The 23,788-nt window shown below is 61.1% G+C and carries 18 protein-coding genes; 11 read left to right on the forward strand and 7 right to left on the reverse strand.

Annotation, left to right across the window (positions count from 1 at the left end; genetic code table 11):
• Window positions 1–74 precede the first annotated feature (74 nt).
• The 4 genes from FHK92_RS26555 to glnA form a co-directional block, all read right to left on the reverse strand.
• Window positions 75–701, reverse strand: coding sequence for a DUF4124 domain-containing protein (locus FHK92_RS26555; RefSeq protein ID WP_181290742.1), 627 nt, complete (start codon window positions 699–701; stop codon window positions 75–77).
• Complete coding sequence (locus tag FHK92_RS26560; RefSeq protein ID WP_181290743.1) at window positions 698–1,216, reverse strand: DUF4124 domain-containing protein; 519 nt, start codon at window positions 1,214–1,216, stop codon at window positions 698–700. The genes FHK92_RS26555 and FHK92_RS26560 overlap by 4 nt, the downstream gene beginning before the upstream one ends.
• A 232-nt stretch (window positions 1,217–1,448) precedes the next feature.
• Window positions 1,449–2,006, reverse strand: a complete 558-nt coding sequence (locus FHK92_RS26565; protein ID WP_181290744.1) for a chorismate mutase — start codon at window positions 2,004–2,006, stop codon at window positions 1,449–1,451.
• Between the two features lie 121 nt (window positions 2,007–2,127).
• Window positions 2,128–3,534 (reverse strand): type I glutamate--ammonia ligase, encoded by a 1,407-nt coding sequence (glnA, locus tag FHK92_RS26570; RefSeq protein ID WP_030141463.1) that lies wholly within the window; start codon window positions 3,532–3,534, stop codon window positions 2,128–2,130.
• A gap of 328 nt (window positions 3,535–3,862) precedes the next feature.
• Between glnA and thiI the strand changes: the two genes are divergently transcribed.
• Both thiI and typA read left to right on the forward strand, forming a co-directional pair.
• Complete coding sequence (gene thiI / locus FHK92_RS26575) at window positions 3,863–5,317, forward strand: tRNA uracil 4-sulfurtransferase ThiI (RefSeq protein WP_181290745.1); 1,455 nt, start codon at window positions 3,863–3,865, stop codon at window positions 5,315–5,317.
• Window positions 5,318–5,451: 134 nt separating this feature from the next.
• Window positions 5,452–7,272, forward strand: coding sequence for a translational GTPase TypA (gene typA, locus FHK92_RS26580; RefSeq protein WP_030141461.1), 1,821 nt, complete (start codon window positions 5,452–5,454; stop codon window positions 7,270–7,272).
• A gap of 221 nt (window positions 7,273–7,493) precedes the next feature.
• Here typA and FHK92_RS26585 read toward each other — a convergent pair whose 3' ends face one another.
• A complete protein-coding gene (locus tag FHK92_RS26585) occupies window positions 7,494–7,931 on the reverse strand; it encodes a YkgJ family cysteine cluster protein (protein WP_003196865.1) in 438 nt (145 codons plus the stop codon).
• 254 nt (window positions 7,932–8,185) lie between these two features.
• Here FHK92_RS26585 and FHK92_RS26590 point away from each other — a divergent pair, with 254 nt between their 5' ends.
• From FHK92_RS26590 to FHK92_RS26610, 5 genes are all read left to right on the forward strand, one after another.
• The gene (locus FHK92_RS26590; RefSeq protein ID WP_181290746.1) at window positions 8,186–10,636 is read left to right on the forward strand and encodes a glycogen/starch/alpha-glucan phosphorylase; all 2,451 of its coding nucleotides are present in this window, start codon (window positions 8,186–8,188) and stop codon (window positions 10,634–10,636) included.
• A 279-nt stretch (window positions 10,637–10,915) separates the two neighbouring features.
• On the forward strand, window positions 10,916–14,536 hold the full coding sequence (locus FHK92_RS26595; protein WP_181290747.1) for a DUF2339 domain-containing protein: 3,621 nt from the start codon (window positions 10,916–10,918) through the stop codon (window positions 14,534–14,536).
• Between the two features lie 32 nt (window positions 14,537–14,568).
• Window positions 14,569–15,906: a DUF3999 domain-containing protein gene (locus tag FHK92_RS26600; protein WP_375154635.1), complete on the forward strand. Its 1,338-nt coding sequence runs from the start codon at window positions 14,569–14,571 to the stop codon at window positions 15,904–15,906.
• 123 nt (window positions 15,907–16,029) lie between these two features.
• On the forward strand, window positions 16,030–17,040 hold the full coding sequence (locus tag FHK92_RS26605) for a class 1 fructose-bisphosphatase (RefSeq protein ID WP_181290749.1): 1,011 nt from the start codon (window positions 16,030–16,032) through the stop codon (window positions 17,038–17,040).
• 3 nt (window positions 17,041–17,043) lie between these two features.
• On the forward strand, window positions 17,044–17,640 hold the full coding sequence (locus FHK92_RS26610; protein WP_181290750.1) for a DUF924 family protein: 597 nt from the start codon (window positions 17,044–17,046) through the stop codon (window positions 17,638–17,640).
• A gap of 132 nt (window positions 17,641–17,772) precedes the next feature.
• Here FHK92_RS26610 and FHK92_RS26615 read toward each other — a convergent pair whose 3' ends face one another.
• Window positions 17,773–19,665, reverse strand: coding sequence for a methyl-accepting chemotaxis protein (locus tag FHK92_RS26615; RefSeq protein WP_219916201.1), 1,893 nt, complete (start codon window positions 19,663–19,665; stop codon window positions 17,773–17,775).
• A gap of 284 nt (window positions 19,666–19,949) precedes the next feature.
• On the opposite strand from FHK92_RS26615, the gene FHK92_RS26620 reads away from it, so the two are divergent.
• Both FHK92_RS26620 and FHK92_RS26625 read left to right on the forward strand, forming a co-directional pair.
• Window positions 19,950–20,204 carry a hypothetical protein gene (locus FHK92_RS26620; RefSeq protein WP_003186715.1) on the forward strand — a complete coding sequence of 85 codons (255 nt, stop codon included), beginning with the start codon at window positions 19,950–19,952 and terminating at the stop codon, window positions 20,202–20,204.
• A 42-nt stretch (window positions 20,205–20,246) separates the two neighbouring features.
• On the forward strand, window positions 20,247–20,816 hold the full coding sequence (locus tag FHK92_RS26625) for a lipocalin family protein (protein WP_181290752.1): 570 nt from the start codon (window positions 20,247–20,249) through the stop codon (window positions 20,814–20,816).
• Window positions 20,817–20,952: 136 nt separating this feature from the next.
• On the opposite strand, the gene FHK92_RS26630 is transcribed toward FHK92_RS26625, so the two are convergent.
• Entirely contained in the window at window positions 20,953–22,317 is a 1,365-nt protein-coding gene (locus FHK92_RS26630; RefSeq protein ID WP_181290753.1) for a formimidoylglutamate deiminase, read from the reverse strand.
• 145 nt (window positions 22,318–22,462) lie between these two features.
• On the opposite strand from FHK92_RS26630, the gene hutC reads away from it, so the two are divergent.
• Window positions 22,463–23,173, forward strand: a complete 711-nt coding sequence (hutC, locus tag FHK92_RS26635; protein ID WP_181291028.1) for a histidine utilization repressor — start codon at window positions 22,463–22,465, stop codon at window positions 23,171–23,173.
• On the forward strand, window positions 23,170–23,739 hold the full coding sequence (locus FHK92_RS26640) for a HutD/Ves family protein (RefSeq protein ID WP_181290754.1): 570 nt from the start codon (window positions 23,170–23,172) through the stop codon (window positions 23,737–23,739). The genes hutC and FHK92_RS26640 overlap by 4 nt, the downstream gene beginning before the upstream one ends.
• Window positions 23,740–23,788: the final 49 nt, after the last annotated feature.

A 23,788-nucleotide genomic window follows, 5' to 3' on the forward strand; every position in this document is an offset into this window, starting at 1 on the left:
CGAACCAAAATGGGATTTGAAACTGGGTAGCGTGCAAGGTATTGCACCAATATAGTGCGCGACCCTGAAGGGCATTAGAAGAACGGCAGGATGCTGCTTTTTTCTTCCTCGGGTTTTTCGGCGAGGGGGCATTCGGGACGCTGGCCATAGTCGGCCATGGCGCACGGCTTGACGCGGCGCTTCTGCGCGAGGGACATGCGTTGCATGTGGAAGGGCTGGTTGGCGGTGCGTTCGACGATACGGCCCTGTTCATCCAGGATTTCGACCGCCAGGTGATGAGTGCCCCGGTCGACGTTTTTCAAGGCAAATACCGGGCTTGGCCCTGGCTCGGCGGTAGGGTTGCCGTCCAGCAGCAGACGGTAGCGGTGGCCTCTCTGCAGGCCGGGTTCGCTGGTCGCGGTGACAATCAGCTCCCCGGCGGTGCTGCGTATCGTGGCGTCCGGTTCGGGAATCAACAGTCGGAGCATCTCGTAACGAAACAAGGGCTCGGCTTGTGGCGACTCGACGGGTGTTGTCGAGGTGATACCGGAGGCGGGTGTCGGCATGCGGTTACCGGGCGGAAATTGTACTTTCCTGGCATTGCCGGGGCGTGGCTGGTCGGTGAAGACGCGATTGCCCTGGGCGTCGATGTAGGTGTAGACCTGCGCCAGGCCAGGCATTGCGATCAGCAACAGGCCAAGGGCGACGAGTGGGCGAATCATGGCAGGTGCACTCGCTGCACGGTGAAGGTGACGGTTTCGCTCTGCTGCACGAGACGTTCTCCGTCGATCACCTGGACCGCCAGGCTGTGCTCGCCGCGGTCGATGTTCAGCAATTGCAGGCGCGGCACATTGCTCGGCTGGCCGTAAGGCTGGCCGTCGAGCAGTAATCTGAATAGATGTGGACTCTGCAGACGCGGCTGCGAGCGAACGCCCACCGTGAAAGTGCCGTTGTTGGCACGCAGGGCTTCTTCGGTGGGGATGTCGGTCAGCTCCAACAGCTCGTAGGCTTTGTGCGGCGCGTTGGTGTTCTCCGGCGTCGCGGGCGTGTCGGGGCTGGTCGGGGCTTGGGATTCCACGCTGTTGAGCGGCGGCAGTTCTACGGCCTGGGCCGAAACGCCGTCGGGTGGCTGGTTGCTGTAGGCGGTGTTGCCGTCGGCGTCGGTGTATTTGTAGATCTGCGCGGCGGCGGGCAGCGCCAGCAGCAATAGCAGAAAGATTGAAAAACCGCGACCCATGGAAAAATCGACCGAAAACGAAAAGTGATGGATGCAGCATAGGCCAGGGCAGGCGGTTGGCCCAAATTGTTGCATCAACCTCTTTGGGTTGTTGTGTGCCTGATTTTTGGGCCAACGCAAATCCTGTGTGAGAGCGAGCCTGCTCGCGAAAGCGGTGTGCCAGACGCCGCGATGCTGAAGTTACCGGCCCATTCGCGAGCAGGCTCGCTCCCACAGGGGTTACAAAATGTTGTCAGGATTTCGGGGAGATACACACCCCGGCGGTCGCCCGGATCAGGGCCAGCCGGTGTATCGGGTGTTGCTTGTTGTGGTGAGTGGCACGGGCCAGCCATTGCGGGCACTGCGGGTCGGTGCGGTAGGGCGAGAAGTCGGCCAGTTGTTGCAACAGGCGCTTTTGCAGGCGGTCGAGTTTGGGGCGGATCTCGCCTACCAGGTCCGGGCGCGGCAGATCCGGCGCCTTGCCTTCCAGGGCCCAGTCGGACAAGTCGACGTATTGGATAAATTTGTTGGCCTCTATCTGGGCGGCGAAAAACGCCTCCACGGTTTCACCGCTCAGCTTGTAGACCGGCGCCTGGGCCACGGCGGCGGCAATGACTTCACGTTCGCGCTGACGGTCCTCCACGGGTTTGCCACTGTCCCATTTGCTCAGCGCCACTTGATCGGCGATCAGCAGGCGCTCGCCAATGGCGTTGAGTAGGGGAGTCAAGGCTTCGGGTGCGGTGCGGGCTTCAGCGGCAGAGGCCAGCAGCGCGGCGGATAAGGCAAGGCAGAGCTTGAGGCGAAGCGTCATGGGCGGTCTCGTCTTCTATAGGGAGCGACGACGCATCATGCACGTAACCGGCGCCCATGAAAAAGGCCTCCCGAAGGAGGCCTCTCTTTAGTTCACGCCGTGCGTGGCGGCGCTTATTGGATCAGCAGCTGTAGTACAGCTCGTATTCCAGTGGATGTACGAAGGTGCGAACCTTGATTTCTTCTTCGCTTTTCAGTGCGATGTAAGCGTCGATGAAGTCATCGCTGAATACGCCGCCCTTGGTCAGGAACGCACGGCCCTTGTCCAGCTCTTCCAGGGCTTCTTTCAGGCTGCCACAGACCTGTGGGATTTCCTTGGCCTCTTCAGGCGGCAGGTCATACAGGTTTTTGTCAGCGGCATCGCCAGGGTGGATCTTGTTCTGGATACCGTCCAGGCCGGCCATCATCAGTGCAGCGAAGGCCAGGTATGGGTTGGCAGCCGGATCCGGGAAGCGCGCTTCGATACGGCGGGCTTTCGGGCTGTTCACGTAAGGAATACGGATCGAGGCGGAACGGTTGCGAGCCGAGTAGGCCAGCATCACCGGGGCTTCGAAGCCTGGTACCAGGCGCTTGTAGGAGTTGGTCGACGGGTTGGTGAAGCCGTTCAGGGCCTTACCGTGCTTGATGATGCCGCCGATGAAGTACAGGGCGGTGTCCGACAGACCGGCATAACCTTCGCCAGCAAAGGTGTTCTTGCCGTCTTTGGAGATCGACATGTGCACGTGCATGCCCGAACCGTTGTCGCCGTACAGAGGCTTCGGCATGAAGGTCGCGGTGCGGCCGTAGGCGTCGGCAACGTTGTGTACGCAGTACTTCAGGGTCTGTACTTCGTCAGCCTTCTTCACCAGCGTGTTGAATTTCACGCCGATTTCGTTCTGGCCGGCAGTTGCCACTTCGTGGTGGTGAACTTCAACGGTCTGGCCCATTTCTTCCAGTGCGTTGCACATGGAGGTACGGATTTCGTGGTCGAAGTCGAACGGTGGAACCGGGAAGTAGCCGCCTTTGATACCTGGACGGTGGCCTTTGTTGCCGCCTTCCACGTCCTGGTCGGACATCCACGAGCCTTGTTCGGAGAAGATCTTGAACATGGAGCCGGAGATGTCGGACTTGAACTTGACCGAGTCGAAGATGAAGAACTCAGGCTCTGGACCGAAGAAAGCGGTGTCGCCGATGCCGGTGGACTTCAGGTATTCCTCGGCACGGTGGGCGATGGCGCGTGGGTCGCGGTCATAGCCTTGCATGGTCGAAGGTTCGATGATGTCGCAGACCAGGATCAGGGTCGGCTCTTCGGTGAATGGGTCCAGGACGGCAGTGCTGTCGTCCGGCATCAGGATCATGTCGGAGGCTTCGATGCCTTTCCAGCCGGAGATGGAGGAACCGTCGAACATCTTGCCGATTTCGAAGAATTCGTCGTCCAGCGCATCACGGGCCGGCATGGTCACGTGATGTTGAGTGCCTTTGGTGTCAGTGAAGCGCAGATCAATCCACTTGACGTCATGATCTTTGATGAGTTGAACCGACTTCGACATATGTCCTCCGGGTGGCTTCGGGCGGGTAGTGGAGTGCCCTTAGATATGGGTGATGCCGGCGCGAATACTCTGCCAAGGCAACCTGCCTCACAAGGGAGCAAATTGCATGCCAGTGCCCCACCATGGGTTTTTTGCACCAAATCCACGCTTTTGAAGGCGTAAATCCAAGATTGTCGGACAATAACGCACTGCAATGTGGCGTCGTCAATCGATAATGACCTGTTTTGGTGCATGCGAAGCCAACTACAGATTAATTGGTCAAACCTTGAGCAATTTCCGCTATAATCCGCGCCCCCCTTTTTCGGCTGGCCGTTCGCGCGCTGTTTTCATGAAACTAATCGTAAAAGTCTTCCCCGAGATCACTATCAAGAGCCGCCCGGTACGGATGCGTTTCATCCGCCAGTTGGCCAAGAACATCCGTGCCGTGCTCCGAGACCTGGACCCGGCCGTGGTGGTGAACGGCGTGTGGGACAATCTCGAGCTGGAAACCCGCGTCAGCGAACCCAAGCTGCTGAAGGAAATGACCGAGCGCCTGAGCTGCATGCCGGGCATCGCACATTTCCTGCAGGTCGACGAATACCCGCTGGGGGATTTCGACGACATCCTCGCCAAATGCATGCTCCATTATGGTGATGCGCTGGCCGGCAAGATCTTTTCGGTTCGCTGCAAGCGCGCCGGCAAGCACCCGTTCAGTTCAATGGACGTGGAACGTTATGTCGGCAGCCAGTTGCGCCGGCAGTGCGGCGCCGCCGGTATCTCGCTGAAAGATCCAGAGATCGAAGTGCGGATCGAAATTCGCGACCAACGGTTGTTCGTGATCCACAGCCAGCACGACAGCATCGGCGGTTACCCGCTGGGCTCGCTGGAGCAGACGTTGGTATTGATGTCCGGTGGTTTCGACTCCACCGTCGCTGCCTACCAGATCATGCGTCGTGGCCTGATGAGCCATTTCTGCTTCTTCAACCTCGGCGGGCGTGCTCACGAACTGGGCGTGATGGAAGTGGCGCACTTCATCTGGAAGAAGTACGGCAGCTCCCAACGCGTGTTATTTGTGAGCGTGCCGTTCGAAGAAGTCCTGGGCGAGATTCTCGGCAAAGTCGATAACAGTCATATGGGCGTCATTTTGAAGCGTATGATGTTGCGTGCCGCGACGAGCATCGCCGACCGCCTGCACATCGACGCGCTGGTGACCGGCGAGGCGATTTCCCAGGTATCGAGCCAGACGCTGCCGAACCTGTCGGTGATCGACTGCGTGACCGAGAAACTCGTGCTGCGTCCGCTGATCGCCAGCCACAAGCAGGACATCATCGACACCGCCAATGAGATCGGCACCGCCGATTTCGCCCGGCACATGCCGGAGTACTGCGGGGTCATCTCGGTCAATCCGAAGACGGCGGCCAAGCGCGGGCGTGTGGAACACGAAGAGAAAGAATTCGACATGGCGGTCCTCGAACGCGCGATCGAGAACGCCAGGCTGGTACCGATCGATCGGGTCATCGACGAATTGGGCCAGGACATCCAGATTGAAGAAGTCGGCGAAGCGCTGGCTGGTCAGATCATCATCGACATCCGTCACCCGGACGATGCTGAAGATGACCCGCTGAGCGTTGCCGGCGTCGAGGTACAAACGATGCCGTTCTATGCAGTGAACGCGCGTTTCAAGGAACTGGACCCTACTCGCCAGTACCTGCTGTATTGCGACAAAGGCGTGATGAGTCGCCTGCATGCCCACCATTTGCTCAGTGAGGGGCATGCCAATGTGCGCGTTTATCGACCGAGCTAAGTGCCCGGGGCTGTTTGCCTGTGGCCTGCGTCACCGGCCCCCCGACGCCGCCGACACGCTGTAACTGTCGGACTCTACTGTAAATCGCTGCCACGACCTGTCAGCACACCGAATCCTCTGATCGAGATACACAAGTGATCGAAAATCTACGCAACATCGCCATCATTGCTCACGTTGACCATGGTAAGACCACCCTGGTAGACAAACTCTTGCGTCAATCCGGCACCCTGGAGCGCAACGAGCTCAACGACGAGCGCGTGATGGACTCCAACGACCAGGAAAAAGAGCGCGGTATTACCATCCTGGCGAAAAACACTGCCATCAACTGGAACGGCTACCACATCAACATCGTGGACACCCCGGGCCACGCCGACTTCGGTGGTGAAGTAGAGCGCGTGATGTCGATGGTTGACTCCGTGCTGCTGCTGGTCGACGCCCAGGACGGTCCTATGCCGCAAACCCGTTTCGTGACCAAGAAGGCTTTCGAAGCCGGCCTGCGTCCGATCGTGTGCATCAACAAGGTTGACCGTCCAGGCGCGCGTCCGGACTGGGTTCTGGACCAGATCTTCGACCTGTTCGACAACCTGGGCGCTACCGAAGAACAGCTGGACTTCAAAGTCGTCTACGCCTCGGCCCTGAACGGTATTGCCGGTCTGGACCACACCGACATGGCTGAAGACATGACCCCGCTGTACCAGTCGATCGTCGACAACGTACCGGCACCGAAGGTCGACCGTGACGGCCCGTTCCAGATGCAAATCTCCGCACTGGACTACAACAGCTTCCTCGGTGTTATCGGCGTTGGCCGTATCGCCCGTGGTCGCGTCAAGCCGAACACTCCGGTCGTGGCTATCGGCGCCGACGGCAAGCGTCGCAACGGTCGCATCCTGAAGCTGATGGGTCACCACGGCCTGCACCGTGTAGACGTTGAAGAAGCGGCTGCCGGCGACATCGTCTGCATCAGCGGCATGGACTCGCTGTTCATCTCCGACACCCTGTGCCACCCGGATACCGTTGAAGCGATGAAGCCGTTGACCGTCGACGAGCCAACCGTTTCCATGACTTTCCAGGTAAACGACTCGCCGTTCTGCGGTAAAGAAGGCAAGTTCGTGACTTCCCGTAACATCAAGGAACGTCTGGACAAAGAGCTGCTGTACAACGTTGCACTGCGCGTTGAAGAAGGCGACTCGGCTGACAAGTTCAAGGTCTCCGGCCGTGGCGAACTGCACCTCTCGGTACTGATCGAAACCATGCGTCGCGAAGGCTTCGAAATGGCTGTAGGCCGTCCGGAAGTGATCATCCGTCTGGTTGACGGCGTGAAGCACGAACCGTTCGAAAACGTCACCATCGACCTGCCGGAAGAATCCCAGGGCAAGGTGATGGAAGAGATGGGCCTGCGTAAAGGCGACCTGACCAACATGGTGCCGGATGGCAAGGGCCGTGTACGTCTGGAATACAACATCCCTGCTCGCGGTCTGATCGGTTTCCGTAACCAGTTCCTGACCCTGACCAACGGTGCTGGCATCCTGACCTCGATCTTCGACCGTTACGACGTGATGAAGTCGGGCGACATGTCCGGCCGTCAGAACGGTGTTCTGGTTTCGGTTGAAACCGGCAAGGCACTGACCTACTCCCTGGAAACCCTCCAGGCGCGTGGCAAGCTGTTCGTCGAGCACGGCCAGGAAATCTACGGTGGCCAGATCGTTGGCCTGAACAGCCGTGACAACGACCTGGGCGTGAACCCTACCAAGGGCAAGAAGCTCGACAACATGCGTGCTTCGGGTAAAGACGAAACCATCGCCCTGGTTCCACCTGTTCGCTTCACCCTGGAACAGGCCCTGGAATTCATCCAGGACGACGAGCTGTGCGAAGTGACGCCTAAGTCGATCCGCCTGCGCAAGAAGATCCTGGACGAAAGCGAGCGTACCCGCGCCGCCAAGAAAGCCAAGGCCTGATTGCTTAGCTTCGGCTGAATGAAAAACGCCCCCGGTCGTGAGACCGGGGGCGTTTTTTTGTGCCTGGGATTTGTGTGGCGCCTGTCAGGGCCTATCGCGAGCAAGCTCGCTCCCACAGTAGGTCTATGTCGGGCACAAATTCCGTGTCCGCAGAAAATCCACTGTGGGAGCGAGCTTGCTCGCGATAACGGTATTGCAGGCGCAGCTGGACTATCAGTCGATCAGAATTTGTCCAACGTCCGCGGATTACGCTCGCGCTCCACTTCCTTGGGCTTGTACGCGCAGTAACCCGGCCGAGGCCCAACCCGTGGATGATTGCGGCAGGTGTCCGGGCGCTTCTCGTAAATGGTGCACAGCCGGCTCTTGCGGTCCAGATACAGGCAGTCGTTGTTGCTCATGCGTTGCAACGTGAAGATTTCCGACTTCTGGTTGTAGCGCTCGACGATCCCTTCCTTTTGCAGGCGCTTGGCGATGTTTTTCGGCGGGTCGCCCAGTTCGAATTCATCGACGATGCCAATCCGGATCAGGTCCTTGATCTTGACCTCTACCGGCAGGGTGCAGCAGCTCGACACGCAGGAACCGCACATCGGGGCGGAGTACTTGGCCCAGGTATCGAGTCGGTCGATCTCCGCGGCGGCGATCAGGTTGGGCTTCATCATCACGGTTTACCAGCATGCATCAGGGCGCGCGATCATACCGGGACTGGTGAAATTTTGAACGACCATCTGCCGGTTTTTTTTGCGTCCCGACAAAACCCCGCCTGTACCGGCACGGCCCCTGCATTCATTCGTCCATCGGCAATTCCTTGGCGACGATTCTCCGGCGTCCGGGAAAAACCACCGAACCAAGAGCCTGTACCGTCTGTCAGACCGACTAGGCTCAGACAATTCCATGCTCGTTCGAGGTCTCATCAATGACTCAAGAACCACTTGTTCGCGAAGCTGAGGTTGCGGCTTTTCGCGACGCCGTGTTGACCAAACTCACTTATGCCGTCGGCAAGGACCCCGATCATGCGTTTGATCACGATTGGTTCGAAGCCATCGCCCTTGCCGCCCGGGACCACATGGTCGAACACTGGATGGACCACACGCGGCAGATCTACCGCAAGGGCCAGAAGCGCGTCTATTACCTCTCCCTGGAATTTCTCATCGGTCGCTTGCTGTACGACAGCCTGAGCAATCTGGGCCTGCTGGACACGGCCCGCGAAGCGTTGACCGAACTGGGCGTGGACCTTGAGCGCATCCGCCTGCTGGAGCCCGACGCGGCCCTCGGCAACGGTGGCCTCGGTCGCCTGGCGGCGTGCTTCATGGAGAGCATGTCGACATTGGGTATCGCTGGCCATGGCTACGGTATCCGATATGAGCACGGCTTGTTCCGCCAGGCGATTGTCGATGGCTGGCAGCAGGAGCAGACCGAGCATTGGCTGGATTTCGGCAACCCGTGGGAGTTCGAGCGGCCGGAAGTCGTCTACCCGATCGGCTTTGGTGGCAGCGTCGAAACCGTGACTGACGACAACGGCAAGACTCGCCAGGTCTGGTCTCCAGCCGAAACCGTGCGCGCCATTGCCTATGACACACCGGTGGTGGGCTGGCGCGGTGCCAGTGTCAATACCCTGCGCTTGTGGCGCGCCCGGGCCGTGGAAGACCTGCACCTGGAACGCTTCAATGCCGGCGACCACCTCGGCGCCGTGGCGGAAGTGGCTCGGGCCGAGAGTATCTCCCGCGTCTTGTACCCGGCCGACAGCACCGAGGCCGGCCAGGAATTGCGCCTTCGCCAGGAGTATTTCTTCGTCGCCGCCTCCCTGCAGGATTTGCTGCGCCGCCATCGCAACATGCACACCTCGGTGCTGACCCTGGGCGATCACGCGGCGATCCAGCTCAACGACACGCACCCGTCCATCGCCGTGGCCGAGCTGATGCGCCAATTGGTGGATGTCTACGACGTCGCATGGGACGCGGCCTGGCAGATCACCCAGGACACGCTGTCCTACACCAACCACACGTTGCTGCCCGAAGCCCTGGAAACCTGGCCGGTGGGGCTGATGGAGCGCATGCTGCCGCGGCACATGCAGATCATCTACCTGATCAACGCCCAGCACATCGACTCGCTGCGGGCTAAGGGCGTGCACGATTTCGACGTGCTGCGCTCGGTGTCGCTGATCGAAGAAGACAACGGTCGCCGCGTGCGCATGGGCAACCTGGCATTCCTCGGTTCCCATAGCGTCAACGGAGTGTCTGGGCTGCATACGCAACTGATGCGCAGCACGGTGTTCTCCGAGCTGCACAAGCTTTATCCAGAGCGAATCAATAACAAGACCAACGGCATCACCTTCCGCCGCTGGTTGTTCCAGGCCAACGCCGAATTGACCTCGATGATGGTCGACGCCCTTGGCCCGAGCGTGCTCGACAATCCCGAAGAGCGGTTGATCGAGCTGGAGCCGTTCGCTGACAAACCGGCGTTTCGCAAGCAGTTCGCCGAACAGCGCCTGCACAGCAAGAAAGCCTTGGCCTACCTGATCCACGAGCGGCTGGGCATCGCCGTCAACCCGGCCGCGATGTTCGACGTGCAGGTCAAGCGGATCCACGAATACAAGCGCCAGTTGCTCAACCTGATGCACACCGTGGCGCTGTACCAGGCGATTCGCGCCGAGCCGGAAGTGGATTGGGTACCGCGGGTGAAAATCTTCGCCGGCAAGGCCGCGGCCAGTTACCACCAGGCCAAGTTGATCATCAAGCTGACCAACGACATCGCCCGGGTGGTGAACAACGACCCGACCGTGCGCGGCTTGCTCAAAGTCGTGTTCCTGCCCAACTACAACGTCAGCCTGGCCGAAAGCATCATCCCGGCGGCGGACCTGTCGGAGCAGATCTCAACCGCCGGTTTCGAAGCCTCGGGCACCAGCAACATGAAGTTCGGCCTCAACGGTGCGCTGACCATCGGCACCATGGACGGCGCCAACGTGGAAATGCACGAGCGTGTCGGCGGCGACCATATGTTCATCTTCGGCCTGACCGCCGAGCAGGTGGAAGCGCGCAAGCGCAACGGTGAATTCAGCGCCGCGCCGGACATCGCCGCGTCCCATCGCCTTGGCGATGTATTGCAAGCGATTCGTGGCGGCGTCTTCTCGCCGGACGACCCGATGCGCTACACCGGGCTGGTGGATTCGCTGGTGGATTACGACCGCTTCCTGGTCTGTGCCGATTTCGACGCGTACTGGAACGCCCAGGCCAAAGTCGAAGAAAGGTGGCACGACTCCAAGCAATGGTGGCGCTCGGCGGTGCTCAACACCGCTCGCATGGGCTGGTTCTCCTCGGACCGGACCATCCGCGAATACGCCACCGACATCTGGAAGGCTTTGGAGTAAAGGTTGCAAGAAATGTGAGCGAAGCCCAACGGCGGTTGGGCTTCGTCGATATACTAAGCGCCAGATTCGCCGGGTTGCGGCGTAGCTCAGTCAATTGTGTCCAGTGTGGGAGCGAGCCTGCTCGCGAAAGCGGTCTATCAGCCAACATAGATGTTCGGTTTGAAGGCCCTTTCGCGAGCAGGCTCGCTCCCACAGGTTTGGAGTGATTCCACTAGACTGAGTCAGGCACCGCATCTTCCCGGTCATGCCCGCAACGGGCCGCTTAGGGATATCGACCATATGCAATGGATTTTGACACTGTTGGGCCTGGCTCTCGGCTGGGTGGTGGACGAGTCGTTCGCCGATGCACTGATAGGTGCGTTGGTCGGGCTCGGCATCGCCCAGTCGGTTCGACTGGGGCGCCTGGGGATCCAAGCGGCCAAGCAGCAGATCCTGCTGCAAGAGGCCCAGCAGAGCGTGCTCACCCTGGAAGCGCGGCTGGCGGTTCTCGAACGCGGCACCGCCGCCCAGCCGAGTGATCCGGCGCCAGCAGCCGAGGTCATCGCGCCCCAGGCTCCAAAACCCCAGACCCGCACCGAGCCGGAGCTGGTCTGGGAACTGCCGCCGGATCTCGAATCCGTCTCCGTGATGAGCACCCAGGCCAGCCAACCGCTGCCCGACGAAATCTGGAGCCCTGCGCCAGCCGCCTCCAGTCGTCGCGCGAATAGTGATTTTGCGCCGTTGCCCCTTGAGCCGACGGCGCCTGCGCCTGCGGCTCCCCGTGGCCCGAATCTGTTCGACCGCGCCATCATCGGCGCGCGCGACTGGCTGTTCGGCGGCAACACCGTGCTGCGGGTCGGCGTGGTGCTGTTGTTCCTCGGCCTGGCTTTCCTGCTGCGCTACGCCACCGAAGGCATGGTGGTGCCGATCGAATTGCGCTACGCCGGCGTCGCGGCCAGTGCCTTGGGCCTGCTGGGCCTGGGCTGGTGGTTGCGCCAACGCAACAGCAGTTATGCGCTGATGCTGCAGGGTACCGGGATCGCCGTGCTGTACCTGACGGTGTTCGCCGCCATGCGCTTGCATCCGTTGCTCGATTCCAAGGCTGCCTTGGGGCTGTTGGTCGCGGTCACGGTGTTCTCGGCGATCCTGGCAGTGACCCAGAACGCCATGGGCCTGGCGGCGGCTGCGGCGTTGGGCGGCTTCGCCGCACCGATCCTGACCTCCACCGGCAGCGGCAACCATGTCGCGCTGTTCAGCTATTTCATCCTGCTCAACGCCGGCATCCTCGCAATCGCTTGGTTCAAAGCCTGGCGCACGCTCAACCTGATCGGTTTCGTCGGCACGTTCGGCATCGGTTTCGCCTGGGGCTTGCGCTCCTATACGCCGGAACTGCTGTGGAGCACCGAACCCTTCCTCATCGTTTTCTTCCTGACCTATCTGGCGATCGGCTTGTTGTTCACCCGGCGCAAGCTGCTGGAAATGAGCGACGCGCCTGAAGATGACAGCCGGGATGCCATGCTGCGCTGGTCGGCGCGCAAGGGCGACTACGTGGACGGCACCATGCTGTTCGGGCCGCCGCTGGTGGGCTTCGGCCTGCAGTTCGCCTTGGTGCAACATCTGGAATTCGCCGCAGCGTTCAGCGCCTTGGCCCTGGGCATGATCTACATGGGGCTGGCGCGCGTATTGATGGGCGGTCGCGCGGTGTTGTTGGCCGAGACCTGCCTCGCCCTGGGGGTGATTTTCGGCAGCCTGGCCATTCCGCTCGGTCTGGACGCTCGTTGGACCGCCGCGGCGTGGGCGGTGGAGGGCGCCGGCATCTTCTGGCTGGGCCTGCGCCAACAACGCCCATTCGCACGGATGTTTGCCTTGTTGCTGCAATTGGGATCGGCGCTGGCCTTTGTCAGCGAATTGCATGCAGGTGAAGGCAGCCTGCTGGAGGGGTCGTGGCTGGGGGCGTTGATGCTCGGCGGGGCTTTGCTGTTCAGCTTTTACCAGTTGCGCAAGGCCGAGCCTGGGGAAACCGCTGACTGGGAGCGCCAAGGGCAACCCGTGCTGGCGGTACTCGGGCTGAGCTTCCTCTATTTGCTGGCGCCGTTGTTCTTCTTCACCCATGGCACCGCCATTGCCTGGGCCCTGGCCGGCCTGGCGACATTGTATGTTGGCCTGCGCCTGCAATCGCGCAGCTTCCTGTTTACTGCGTTCGCCGTGCAACTGTTGGGCGGCGCGCTGTTCCTGATGCGCCTGCAAGGCGCTGATGGAGATTCGGCGGTGTTGAATGCCGGCTGGAACGGTCTGCTCAGCGCCTCGCTGATCGGCCTGGCGTTGATTGGCGGGATGCTGCTGGCGGCTCGCGACGACATGGTGCGCAACGATGCCCGGTTGCTGCGCGGCTTGTCCGTGGTGTTGCTGGCGGGGCTGGTGCTGATCAACCTCGCGGTGCTGTTCGTCCTGCCTTGGCAAACGGCGAGCGGTGTATGGGCGGCCAGCGGCCTGTTGATCATCTGGCTGAGCCTGTACCTGAAGCAACGCGTGAGCTTTGTCTTCGGCCTGTTGCTGCAACTGCTGGGCGGTGCGGCGTTCTTGGCGGCTGGGCCGTTCCTGCTTGGGCCTCTTCAATCCGAAGGCCTGCGGCCCTTGGCCCATAGCGGTTTCTGGACGCCGCTGGTGCTGGGATTGGCGGCACTGGCCGGCGCCTGGCGACTGCAACGGGCACACGCGGCGCAGGAACTGGATGTCTTGAGCTTGCAACGCCTGTCCGAGCTGCTGCTGATCTGGGGTGCCGGCTGGTGGGCGCTGGCGTGGGTCAGCGAGGTGCTGCGCTTTGCTCCGGCGAACCTGCAAGGCAGTTGGCTGCTGCTGGTCGCGGCGATCAGCGTGGCGGTCTGGGCTGTCTTGGCCCTGCGCTTGAAATGGTCGGCGCTGGCGCTGCTATGCACCTTGTTGACGCCGGCGGCGGGTTGCGTGCTGGTGGCAACGGGGCACAGCCACTATCACCCGGCGGCGGATTTCGGCTGGCTGGCCTGGCTGGCAATATTTGCCGTGCACTTCTTTTCGCTCAAGCGCCTGGCGCCGATGCTTCCGGCCCGGGCGCGCAGTACCGCCCACGTGCTCGGTTGCTGGTTGTTGATGACGGTGTTGATGCTCGAGCTGCGTTACGGCCTGCTGTTGCTGTCCGAGCAGTACAACGCCTGGCGCTGGCTGGCCTGGGCGATCCTGCCAGGCCTTTACCTGGTATTGATGTCCACGCCGCGTACCTTGCCATGGCCGGTATCGGCCCAACCGCGCGAATACCGCGTCTACGCGGCGGCGCCGATGGCGCTGTTGATGCTCGGTTGGTTCTGGCTGACCAACACCTTCAGTGACGGCAACTCCGAGCCACTGCCTTATATACCGTTGCTCAACCCCTTGGAGCTGGGCTTGCTGTTCGCCTTGTTCGGTATCTATGTGTGGGCCCGCAATGCCGTTGAGCAAACGACGAACCGTTGGAATCGCATCGGGTATGTCGCTCAGTTGATTGCCGGTGTGTCGCTGTTCGCGTTCTTCACCGCGCTGGTGATGCGTACTGCCCACCAGTGGATGGACGTGCCGTACGCGCTGGATGCGCTGCTCGACTCGATGTTCGTGCAGGCCGGCTTGTCCATCGTCTGGACCTTGATCGCCCTGGGCCTGATGATCGGCGGACACCTGCGTCATCGCCGGGAAGTGTGGCTGGTCGGCGCGGTCTTGATCGCCGTGGTCGTGGCCAAGTTGTTCTTTGTCGAATTGAGTAACCGCGGCGGTCTGGCGCGGATCGTGTCGTTTATTGGCGTGGGCGTCTTGCTGCTGGTGGTTGGCTATTTTGCGCCGCTGCCACCCAAGCGCCCGGAGCCGGCCGTGGATGCCGAGCCGCCGATGCCTGTCAGTGAGGGAGTGTCGTCTTGAGTCGCAAGTTGAGTCGAATCGGGCTGGGTGTGATGGGGTTATGGGTGGCCTTTTCGGCTGCGGCGCAAGAACAGCCGCAAGACTTCACCCATCAAGTGCCGTTGGTCTTGAGCGGTGAAGGGCCGTGGTATCGCTTGGCGTTGCCGCTGGAGGTCCAATTGCGGGCGCGGCAGACCGACCTGAGCGACATGCGGGTGTTCAACGCCGCCGGCCAGGCCCAGGCCTATGCATTGGTGCGCGAATCGGCCCAGAGTCGAGAGAATCGCACCCTCACCGATGTGAAGTGGTTCCCGCTGTACAACGCTGCCGACGACAGTGAACGCGCGCCGAGCGTACGTGTGCAATCGAACGCCAACGGCACGCTGGTGGAAGTCCAGCCGTCCAGTCGGCTCGAAGCCGGGGAAGAGGAATTGCGTGGCTGGCTGCTCGACGCCAGCGCGATCAAGGCGCCGCTGCAACAGTTGATCCTGGACTGGACCAGCGAGCGCGACGGCTTCCAGCGCTTCACCATCGAAGCCAGTGACGACTTGCAGCACTGGCAGGCGTGGGGCGAAGGCCAGGTCGCGCGGCTGACATTCGCCGATGAGCGGGTCGAGCAGCACGAGGTGAGCTTGCCCGGCCAATCGGCGCGGTACTTGCGGTTGCTGTGGGATTCGCCGTCCTCGGCGCCGGTGCTGACCTCGGCCCAACTGCAAAGCGCCAGCCGCGAAAGCCTGCCGCTGCCGTTGGTCTGGTCGCAGCCGTTGGCGGGCAGCACGACGAAGGCCGGTGAATACACCTGGCAATTGCCGATGGGGCTGAACGTCGAGCAAATTCAGGTGGAGCTGAGCCAGGCCAACAGCCTGGCACCGGTGACCCTGGCCGGTCGTCGTGAAAGCAGCCATCCGTGGCAGCCGATGGGCGGTGGCTTGCTCTATCGCCTGACCCAGAACGGTCAAGATGTGCAGCAAAACCAACTGCTGTTGTCCGGCCAGACGGTGCAGCAATTGAAGCTGACAGTGGACGAGCGTGGCGGCGGCCTGGGCACCGAGGCTCCGGCCCTGCGTTTTGCCGTGCGCCCGACCCAAGTGGTGTTCCTGGCGCGGGGCGATGCGCCCTACAACCTGGCACTGGGCAGTGCGACGGCGAAAGCGGCCAGCTTGCCGTTGACCACACTGATACCGGATTACAAGCCGTCGCGCCTGGCGACGCTGGGTACTGCAACGGTCAACGGAACGACCTCCCCGATACCTGCGGTTGAAGCCGTGCCAGTGGCTGTGAATACCAACTGGAAAAAGATCGGCCTGTGGGCGGTGTTGCTGCTCAGCGTGGTGTTCCTCGGTGCGATGGCGTTCAGCCTGCTGCGCAAGCCGCCGGTAAAATCCTCGTAGGAGCGCAGGTTGGCAGGCCCGGATATGAACTCAATCCTCCATATCCCGTCTCATAGGAGGAATTAAGTCCCGACTCGCGCTAAACTGCGCGGGTTTTCCGCCCCCTATTCTTCGGAGCCGTCCATGTCCCGCGTTACCTTGAGTCGCTATTTGATTGAGCAGACCCGCAGCAACAATACCCCTGCCGATCTGCGCTTTTTGATCGAAGTGGTGGCGCGTGCATGCAAGGAGATCAGCCACGCCGTGTCCAAGGGCGCGCTGGGCGGTGTCCTGGGCAGCATGGGCACCGAAAACGTGCAGGGCGAAGTGCAGAAGAAACTCGACGTACTGTCCAACGAAATCCTGCTGGAAGCCAACGAATGGGGCGGTCACCTGGCCGGCATGGCGTCCGAGGAAATGGACAACGCCTACCAGATCCCGGGCAAATACCCGAAAGGCGCCTACCTGTTGGTATTCGACCCACTGGACGGTTCGTCGAACATCGACATCAACGCACCGGTCGGCACGATCTTCTCGGTACTGCGTTGCCCGAACGAGTACCTGAGCCAGAACGAAGCCTTGAATGAAAAGGCCTTCCTGCAGCCCGGCACCGAACAGGTCGCCGCCGGCTATGCCATCTACGGTCCTCAGACCATGCTGGTGCTGACCTTGGGCCACGGCGTGAAAGGCTTCACCCTGGACCGCGAAATGGGCAGCTTCGTGCTCACCCACGAAGACATCACCATTCCTGAAACCACCCAGGAATTCGCCATCAACATGTCCAACCAGCGTCACTGGGAAGCTCCGGTCCAGCGCTACGTCAATGAGTTGCTGGCGGGTGAAGAAGGTCCGCTGAAGAAGAACTACAACATGCGGTGGGTGGCTGCGATGGTTGCCGATGTACACCGCATCCTGACCCGTGGCGGTCTGTTCATGTACCCGCGCGACAGCCGCGAGCCGTCCAAGCCGGGCAAGCTGCGCCTGATGTACGAAGCCAACCCGATGTCGTTCCTGGTGGAGCAGGCAGGTGGCGCTTCCACCGACGGCCACCAGCGCATCCTCGACATCAAGCCTGAAGGCCTGCACCAGCGTGTGGCGGTGTTCCTCGGCTCGAAAGAAGAAGTGGCCCGCGCCACGGCATACCACAAGGAGTAAACCATGGCCGAGCCCTGGCAGCCGTTGCTCGATTGGTGGTTTGGCTCAGCCGAAACACCGAATGACACCGCGGCTGACAAGGGCAAGCTGTGGTTTGGCAAAGGCCATGATCGCCAGGCGCGAGAGCGCTTTGGCGACCTGGTCGAGCAAGCACTGGCCGGCGGATTGACCGATTGGGCGCAACGCCCGGAAGGTTGGCTGGCCCTGGTGCTGCTACTGGATCAACTGCCGCGGATGATCTTTCGCAACACCCCCGAGAGCTTTTCCGGCGACCTGCGTGCCCAAGCTTTGGTGGCCCAGGGCCTGGCGGCGGGTTTCGACCGGCAACTGCGGCCGATCCAACGTGTATTCATCTACCTCGTCCTCGAACACTGCGAAAACCTCGCGGTGCAGAACGAAGCCGTGTCGCGGTTCATCGACCTGGTCCGGGAACAGCCCGAGGCGCAGCGGGCGGTGTTTGAAGACAACTTGGATTATGCCGAACGGCATCAGAAGATCATTGCCCGGTTCGGGCGCTTTCCCCATCGCAATGCGGTATTGGGGCGCGAGTCCACGGCGGATGAGCTGGAGTTTTTGAGCAGGCCTGGGTCCAGGTTCTGAATTTCTTGCGAGGCTGATGCCGTCTTCGCGAGCAGGCTCGCTCCCACACTGGATTTTCGTTGAGCGCAAAATGTGCGTCCGCTGTAGTTCTAATGTGGGAGCGAGCCTGCTCGCGAAAGGGCCGCCAAAGCACTAGATCCTGAAACTGCCCACCAACTGCTTCAACCGCGCCGCCTGCTGTTCAAGGTCGGAGCAGGCTCGCAAGGTGGCTTGCAGGTTTTCCACGCCTTCCTGGTTCAGGGTGTTGATCTCGTTGATGTCGACGTTGATCGATTCCACCACGGCGGTCTGTTCTTCGGTGGCGGTAGCAACGGATTGGTTCATGCCGTCGATCTCGCCGATGCGCTGGGTCACGCTGCCCAGGCGTTCGCCGGCCTGGTTGGCGATGCCGACGCTGCTTTCGCTCTGGCGTTGGCTGTCGGTCATGGTCAGTACCGCTTCCCGCGCGCCGACTTGCAACTCTTCGATCATCTTCTGCACTTGCTGCGCCGAGTCCTGGGTACGGTGGGCCAGGTTGCGCACTTCATCGGCAACGACTGCGAAGCCGCGACCGGCTTCACCGGCCCGGGCCGCTTCGATGGCGGCGTTGAGGGCCAGCAGGTTGGTCTGCTGGGAAATGCTGGTGATCACTTCGAGAATCTGGCCGATATTCACCGTGTTGCTGTTCAGGGTTTCGATGTTGCCGCACGAATCGCTGATCTTGGCCGACAGTTGCTGCATCGCTGTGATGGTTTTATCCACCACTTGCTGGCCATCTTCGGCCAGGCTGCGGGCCTCGCTGGAATGTTGCGAGGCAAGGGCGGCGTTCTGGGCGATTTCCTGGGCGGCGGCGCCGAGTTGATTGATGGCCGCCGCCACGCTGTTGGTGCGTGAGGCCTGCTGGTCGGAGTTGAACATCGACGAGTTGGAGGCGCTGACGACGCGCAGGGCGACTTCATTGACCTGGCCGGTTGCGGAAGCCACTTCACGAATCGAGGTATGGATACGTTCGACAAAGCGGTTGAATGAGGTGCCCAGCGCGCCGAATTCGTCATGGCCGTGGATGGTCAGGCGGCGAGTCAGGTCGCCTTCGCCTTCGGCGATGTCGTGCATGGCGCGGCCCATGGTCAGCAGCGGTTGCATCAGCACGCGGATGAGCATGCCCAGCAGCGTGATGATGAACACCACGGCGATCGCCATGGCTATCAGCGCCGAGGTGCGGAACTCGCTGAGCATCGCCAGCGCCGTGCTCTTGTCCAGAACCAGCGCTACGTACCAGTCAGCGCCCGGTACGCCGGTGACGCGGGTAAAGGAAATGAACTGGGTCTTGCCGTCGAGCTCGACTTCCTTCATGCCGGGAGTGACTTGCGGCGCACCGTTGGGGTAGGCCTCGGCGAGTGTCTTGAGCACGCGCTTGCTGTCGGGATGAACGAGGATCTTGCCATCGGCGCTGACGATGAACGCATGACCGTGGCCGCCGAAATTCAGCGAGTTGATGATGGCGCTGACGCTGGACAGGTCGATGTCCGCACCCGCCACGCCGATCATCTGGTTCTGGCGCTGTACCGGCGTGGCAACCGTGATCACCAGCTTGCCCGACGAAGCGGCGATGTAGGGTTCGGTGACGATGGTCTGCTGGGCGCTGTTGGCGGCCTTGTACCAGCCACGGGCGCGCGGGTCGTAGTCGGCGGCACGATTGCCGGCCGGTACCGAGAACATCACGCCGTCGGTGCCGCCGAAATAGCTGAGTTGGAAATTGCTGGTATAGGCCGGCAGGCCGACGGCGCGCTTGAGGCTGTCGGCAGCGCTGCCGTCGATAGCGATTTGCTGGGCCAGCGATTGCAGCAACTGGATTCGGCCTTCGACCCAGGTCTGGATGTTACGGCTGGTCAGGCTGCCGAGTTCCTGCATGGACGTCTCGGTGCTGGTATTGAGGCTTTGTCGTTGGCGGTAGTCGTTGAACAGGATGAAACAGGCGAATGCGACGGCCACCACAAGGGCGGCGGCCAACAGAATTTTGTGGCTGAATTTCATGTTTCTGGTCATTAAGAACGCTACCGCGAAGGGACGGGTCAAAAAGGAATATCAATTTGCCATAACGCAGGATTTTGCGCTGTTACTTTTTATCGGCTCGCAAGCCCGGCTCATCAGGCTCCGGGCCAGTCATCCCGACGAAAGGCACGACGGCGTCACAATCCGACTGATTCATCGGTGAAACACCTTTGCACAGCCAATAAATACTGAGGGAGTCGGGGAACCAGATAGGGGTTTTCTCTTCTAAGGTTCAGGTTGGCACCCTGCCACCTCCCTTCCGTTCCAGGAGTTACACCATGTCGCTGCGTTCTATCGCCCTGCTGTTTATGTGCGTCGTGTTGACCGCATGCAGCAAGGTCAACCAGGAAAACTATTCGAAGCTGTCGGCCGGGATGCCCAAGGCCGAGGTCGAGACGTTACTGGGAAAACCGACTGACTGTTCGGGCGCGCTCGGCATGTCCAGCTGCACCTGGGGCGACCAGAAAAGCTTTATCAGCGTGCAGTACGCCGGTGACAAAGTCTTGATGTTTTCCGGCCAAGGCCTGAAGTAACTGAAGTAAACCGGGGCCAAGCGCCCACGGGAGAAAAAAATAATGATGCGGTTAGTTTTTGTGCTTTTGGCTGGCCTGGTATTGGCCGGCTGTGCCACTTCTGGCGTAGACCCGTTGGCGCCCAAGACTGTCAACAGTGTCAATCTCAAGCGTTACCAGGGGACCTGGTACGAGCTGGCCCGCCTGCCAATGTATTTCCAGCGCAACTGCGCGCAATCGGAAGCCCACTACACCCTCAAGCCCGACGGCAACGTGGACGTGTTCAACCGCTGCCTGACTTCCGATTGGAAATGGGAAGAGGCCAGGGGCACTGCTTACCCGCAGGTACCGGGCAAGACCGACAAGCTCTGGGTTGAATTCGATACCTGGTTCTCGAAAATCCTGCCGGGCGTGGCGAAGGGCGAATATTGGGTGCTGTACGTCAGCGATGACTATAAGACCGCCATTGTGGGTGACCCGAGCCGTCGCTACCTGTGGCTGCTGTCCCGCACGCCAACGGTCAAGGTCGATGTACGCGAAGAGCTGCTGAGCAAGGCGCGGCAGCAGGGTTATGACACGACGCGGCTGGTCTGGCGTGCGTCGGACCGGCAGATGGCCAAGACCTCGGACTGACCGTCACCCGAAAACCAATGTGGGAGCGAGCTTGCTCGCGATAGCGGACTTTCAATCAACATTCATGTTGAAGGTAAAGGCCTCATCGCGAGCAAGCTCGCTCCCACATTTGTATTTCCATCTTGATTTTTTGGTGTCAGTTCAATAGCTCGCGCAACACCTGGGTAAACGCCCGGGCGCTATCTTCTTCGCCGGCGTGGTGTCCGTCGCGCACTCGCCACTTGCCGCCGACCATCACATCGCGCACCTGGCGATCGCCGCCGGCAAACAGCCAACGGTTCAAGATGCCGTCACCGTTGACCGTGGCCAGGTATGGATCGTTGCCATCGAGCACCAGCCAGTCGGCGCGCTTGCCGACTTGCAGCGCACCGATGGGTTGGCCCAACGCCTGGGCGCCACCTTCCAACGCTGCGTCATACAGGGTACGTCCGACCATCGGCTGATCCGCTCGGTACAGCCGGTTGCGGCGCTGGTCCCGCAGCCGCTGGCCGTATTCCAGCCAGCGCAATTCTTCGACCACGCTCAGCGACACATGACTGTCGGAACCGATGCCCATTCGCCCGCCTTGGGCGAGGAAGTCCACGGCTGGAAAGATACCGTCCCCCAGGTTGGCTTCGGTGGTCAGGCACAAACCGGCAATCGCCCGGCTCTTGGCCATCAGGCTGACTTCCTGTGGGTTGGCGTGGGTTGCATGGACCAGGCACCAGCGTTGATCTACCTCGGCATTTTCATACAACCATTGCAGCGGACGCACGCCGCTCCAGCTCAGGCAATCGTCGACTTCCTTTTGCTGTTCGGCGATGTGGATGTGCACCGGGCAATCACGGTCGCTGGCGGCCAGCACGTCGTGGATCTGCCCGGGTGTCACGGCTCGCAGCGAGTGAAAGCACAAGCCCAGCGCCTGCGACGGTTGCCCGGCCAGGATCGGCTGCAGGCGTGACTGGAGCCTCAGGTAGTTTTCGGTGCTGTTGATGAACCGGCGCTGCCCGTCATTGGGTGCCTGGCCGCCAAACCCGGAATGGCTGTAGAGCACCGGCAGCAAGGTCAAGCCAATGCCCGCGGCGCTGGCGGCCTGACTGATACGCAGGGCCAGTTCGGCCGGGTCGGCGTAAGGTGTGCCGTCGGTGTCGTGGTGTACGTAATGGAATTCGGCGACCGAGGTGTAGCCGGCCTTGAGCATTTCGATGTAGAGCTGCCGGGCGATGATGCCAAGCTGGTCGGGGCTGATTTTTCCGACGAGGCGATACATCAGGTCGCGCCAGGTCCAGAAACTGTCATTCGGATTGCCCGCCACTTCCGCCAGCCCGGCCATGGCCCGCTGGAACGCATGGGAATGCAGGTTCGGCATGCCTGGCAGCAGCGGACCGCTCAGCCGTTCGGCGCCGTCTGCGTGGGAATCGGCCTGGACATGGGTCAGGACGCCTTCGGCGTCGACCTCAAGACGTACATCATTGGCCCATCCATTAGGCAGTAGCGCACGCTCGGCAAAGAAGGCGGACATCGGTTGAACCTCGTTGCGTGTAATTTGTATATACATATACAGACGTTTGCCTGCCCGGTAAACTCCGGCAAGCTAGTCATCAACATTCGCAGAACAGGAATACGCCGTGCCGACTCCGCCTGCCAAACCGCCGCTGGCCGCACACATGGGTGACAGTCCGGCGCCCTTGTACGCCCGCGTCAAACAGATGATCACCCAGCAGATCGACAGTGGAAATTGGCCGCCCCATTACCGCGTGCCATCGGAAAGTGAATTGGTCAGCCAGTTGGGCTTCAGTCGCATGACCATCAACCGCGCCCTGCGGGAAATGACCGCCGATGGCCTGTTGGTGCGCATGCAGGGTGTCGGCACGTTCGTGGCCGAGCCCAAGAGCCAGTCCGCGCTGTTTGAAGTGCACAACATCGCCGACGAAATCGCCTCCCGTGGTCACCGCCACACCTGCAAAGTCATCACCCTCGAAGAAGAGGCCGCCGGTTCCGAGCGCGCGTTGGCCCTGGACATGCGCGAAGGCCAGAAGGTGTTCCACTCGTTGATCGTGCATTTCGAGAACGACATCCCCGTGCAAATCGAGGACCGTTTCGTCAACGCGCTGGTGGCGCCCGAGTACCTCAAGCAAGACTTCACCCTCCAAACGCCCTACGCCTATCTGAATCAGGTCGCGCCGCTGACTGAAGGCGAGCATGTGGTGGAAGCCATCCTGGCCGAGCCGAGCGAATGCAAGCTGCTACAGATCGAAAGGGGCGAGCCGTGCCTGTTGATCCGTCGCCGCACCTGGTCGGGGCGCCAACCGGTGACCGCCGCACGCCTGATTCATCCGGGCTCGCGCCACAGTCTGGAAGGGCGTTTCCACAAATGAGCCAATTGAAGGTTTTACGCGCCGCGGATTACCCGCGCATGCCTTGGAAGAACGGTGGCGGCAGCACGGAAGAAATCACCCGCGATGCCGGCGCCGGCCTGGAAGGTTTCGGCTGGCGCCTGTCGATTGCCGATATTGGTGAGTCCGGTGGTTTTTCCACCTTCGCCGGTTACGAAAGGATCATCAGTGTCTTGCAGGGTGACGGCATGACGCTGAACGTCGATGGCCACGCCACGCGGCCTTTGCATCCGCTGGACCCGTTTGCGTTCAGCGGCGAGAGCCACGTGCAATGCACACTGCTGGGCGGGCCGATTCGTGACTTCAACCTGATCTACGCGCCACAGCGTTACCGTGCACGATTGCAGTGGTTGGGCGGCCAGCAGCGGTTTTTCAGCGAGGCGGGGACGGTGTTGGTGTTCAGTGCGGCTCCGGGGTTGGCGATAAAGATCGGCGAGTCCGCCGTTGACCTGGGGCTTTACGATTGTCTGCAGCTGAGCGGTAACACCGCGCTGGTGGATGTCTCCACCCACGGTCAATGCTGCGTGATTGAGCTGACGTCTCACTGACGTCGGCTTCACTCACCCCGTGGCGAGGGGATTTATCCCCGCTGGGCTG

Origin of the sequence: Pseudomonas brassicacearum subsp. neoaurantiaca (assembly GCF_013608025.1) — a bacterium.
In the GTDB taxonomy this organism is placed as follows: domain Bacteria; phylum Pseudomonadota; class Gammaproteobacteria; order Pseudomonadales; family Pseudomonadaceae; genus Aquipseudomonas.

Coding starts and splice junctions, on each gene's coding strand:
- FHK92_RS26555 (WP_181290742.1), bottom strand. CDS start 701: ATGATTCGCCCACTCGTCGCCCTTGGCCTGTTGCTGATCGCAATGCCT.
- FHK92_RS26560 (WP_181290743.1), bottom strand. CDS start 1,216: ATGGGTCGCGGTTTTTCAATCTTTCTGCTATTGCTGCTGGCGCTGCCC.
- FHK92_RS26565 (WP_181290744.1), bottom strand. CDS start 2,006: ATGACGCTTCGCCTCAAGCTCTGCCTTGCCTTATCCGCCGCGCTGCTG.
- glnA (WP_030141463.1), bottom strand. CDS start 3,534: ATGTCGAAGTCGGTTCAACTCATCAAAGATCATGACGTCAAGTGGATT.
- thiI (WP_181290745.1), top strand. CDS start 3,863: ATGAAACTAATCGTAAAAGTCTTCCCCGAGATCACTATCAAGAGCCGC.
- FHK92_RS26585 (WP_003196865.1), bottom strand. CDS start 7,931: ATGATGAAGCCCAACCTGATCGCCGCCGCGGAGATCGACCGACTCGAT.
- FHK92_RS26590 (WP_181290746.1), top strand. CDS start 8,186: ATGACTCAAGAACCACTTGTTCGCGAAGCTGAGGTTGCGGCTTTTCGC.
- FHK92_RS26595 (WP_181290747.1), top strand. CDS start 10,916: ATGCAATGGATTTTGACACTGTTGGGCCTGGCTCTCGGCTGGGTGGTG.
- FHK92_RS26600 (WP_375154635.1), top strand. CDS start 14,569: ATGGGGTTATGGGTGGCCTTTTCGGCTGCGGCGCAAGAACAGCCGCAA.
- FHK92_RS26605 (WP_181290749.1), top strand. CDS start 16,030: ATGTCCCGCGTTACCTTGAGTCGCTATTTGATTGAGCAGACCCGCAGC.
- FHK92_RS26610 (WP_181290750.1), top strand. CDS start 17,044: ATGGCCGAGCCCTGGCAGCCGTTGCTCGATTGGTGGTTTGGCTCAGCC.
- FHK92_RS26615 (WP_219916201.1), bottom strand. CDS start 19,665: ATGACCAGAAACATGAAATTCAGCCACAAAATTCTGTTGGCCGCCGCC.
- FHK92_RS26620 (WP_003186715.1), top strand. CDS start 19,950: ATGTCGCTGCGTTCTATCGCCCTGCTGTTTATGTGCGTCGTGTTGACC.
- FHK92_RS26625 (WP_181290752.1), top strand. CDS start 20,247: ATGATGCGGTTAGTTTTTGTGCTTTTGGCTGGCCTGGTATTGGCCGGC.
- FHK92_RS26630 (WP_181290753.1), bottom strand. CDS start 22,317: ATGTCCGCCTTCTTTGCCGAGCGTGCGCTACTGCCTAATGGATGGGCC.
- hutC (WP_181291028.1), top strand. CDS start 22,463: ATGGGTGACAGTCCGGCGCCCTTGTACGCCCGCGTCAAACAGATGATC.
- FHK92_RS26640 (WP_181290754.1), top strand. CDS start 23,170: ATGAGCCAATTGAAGGTTTTACGCGCCGCGGATTACCCGCGCATGCCT.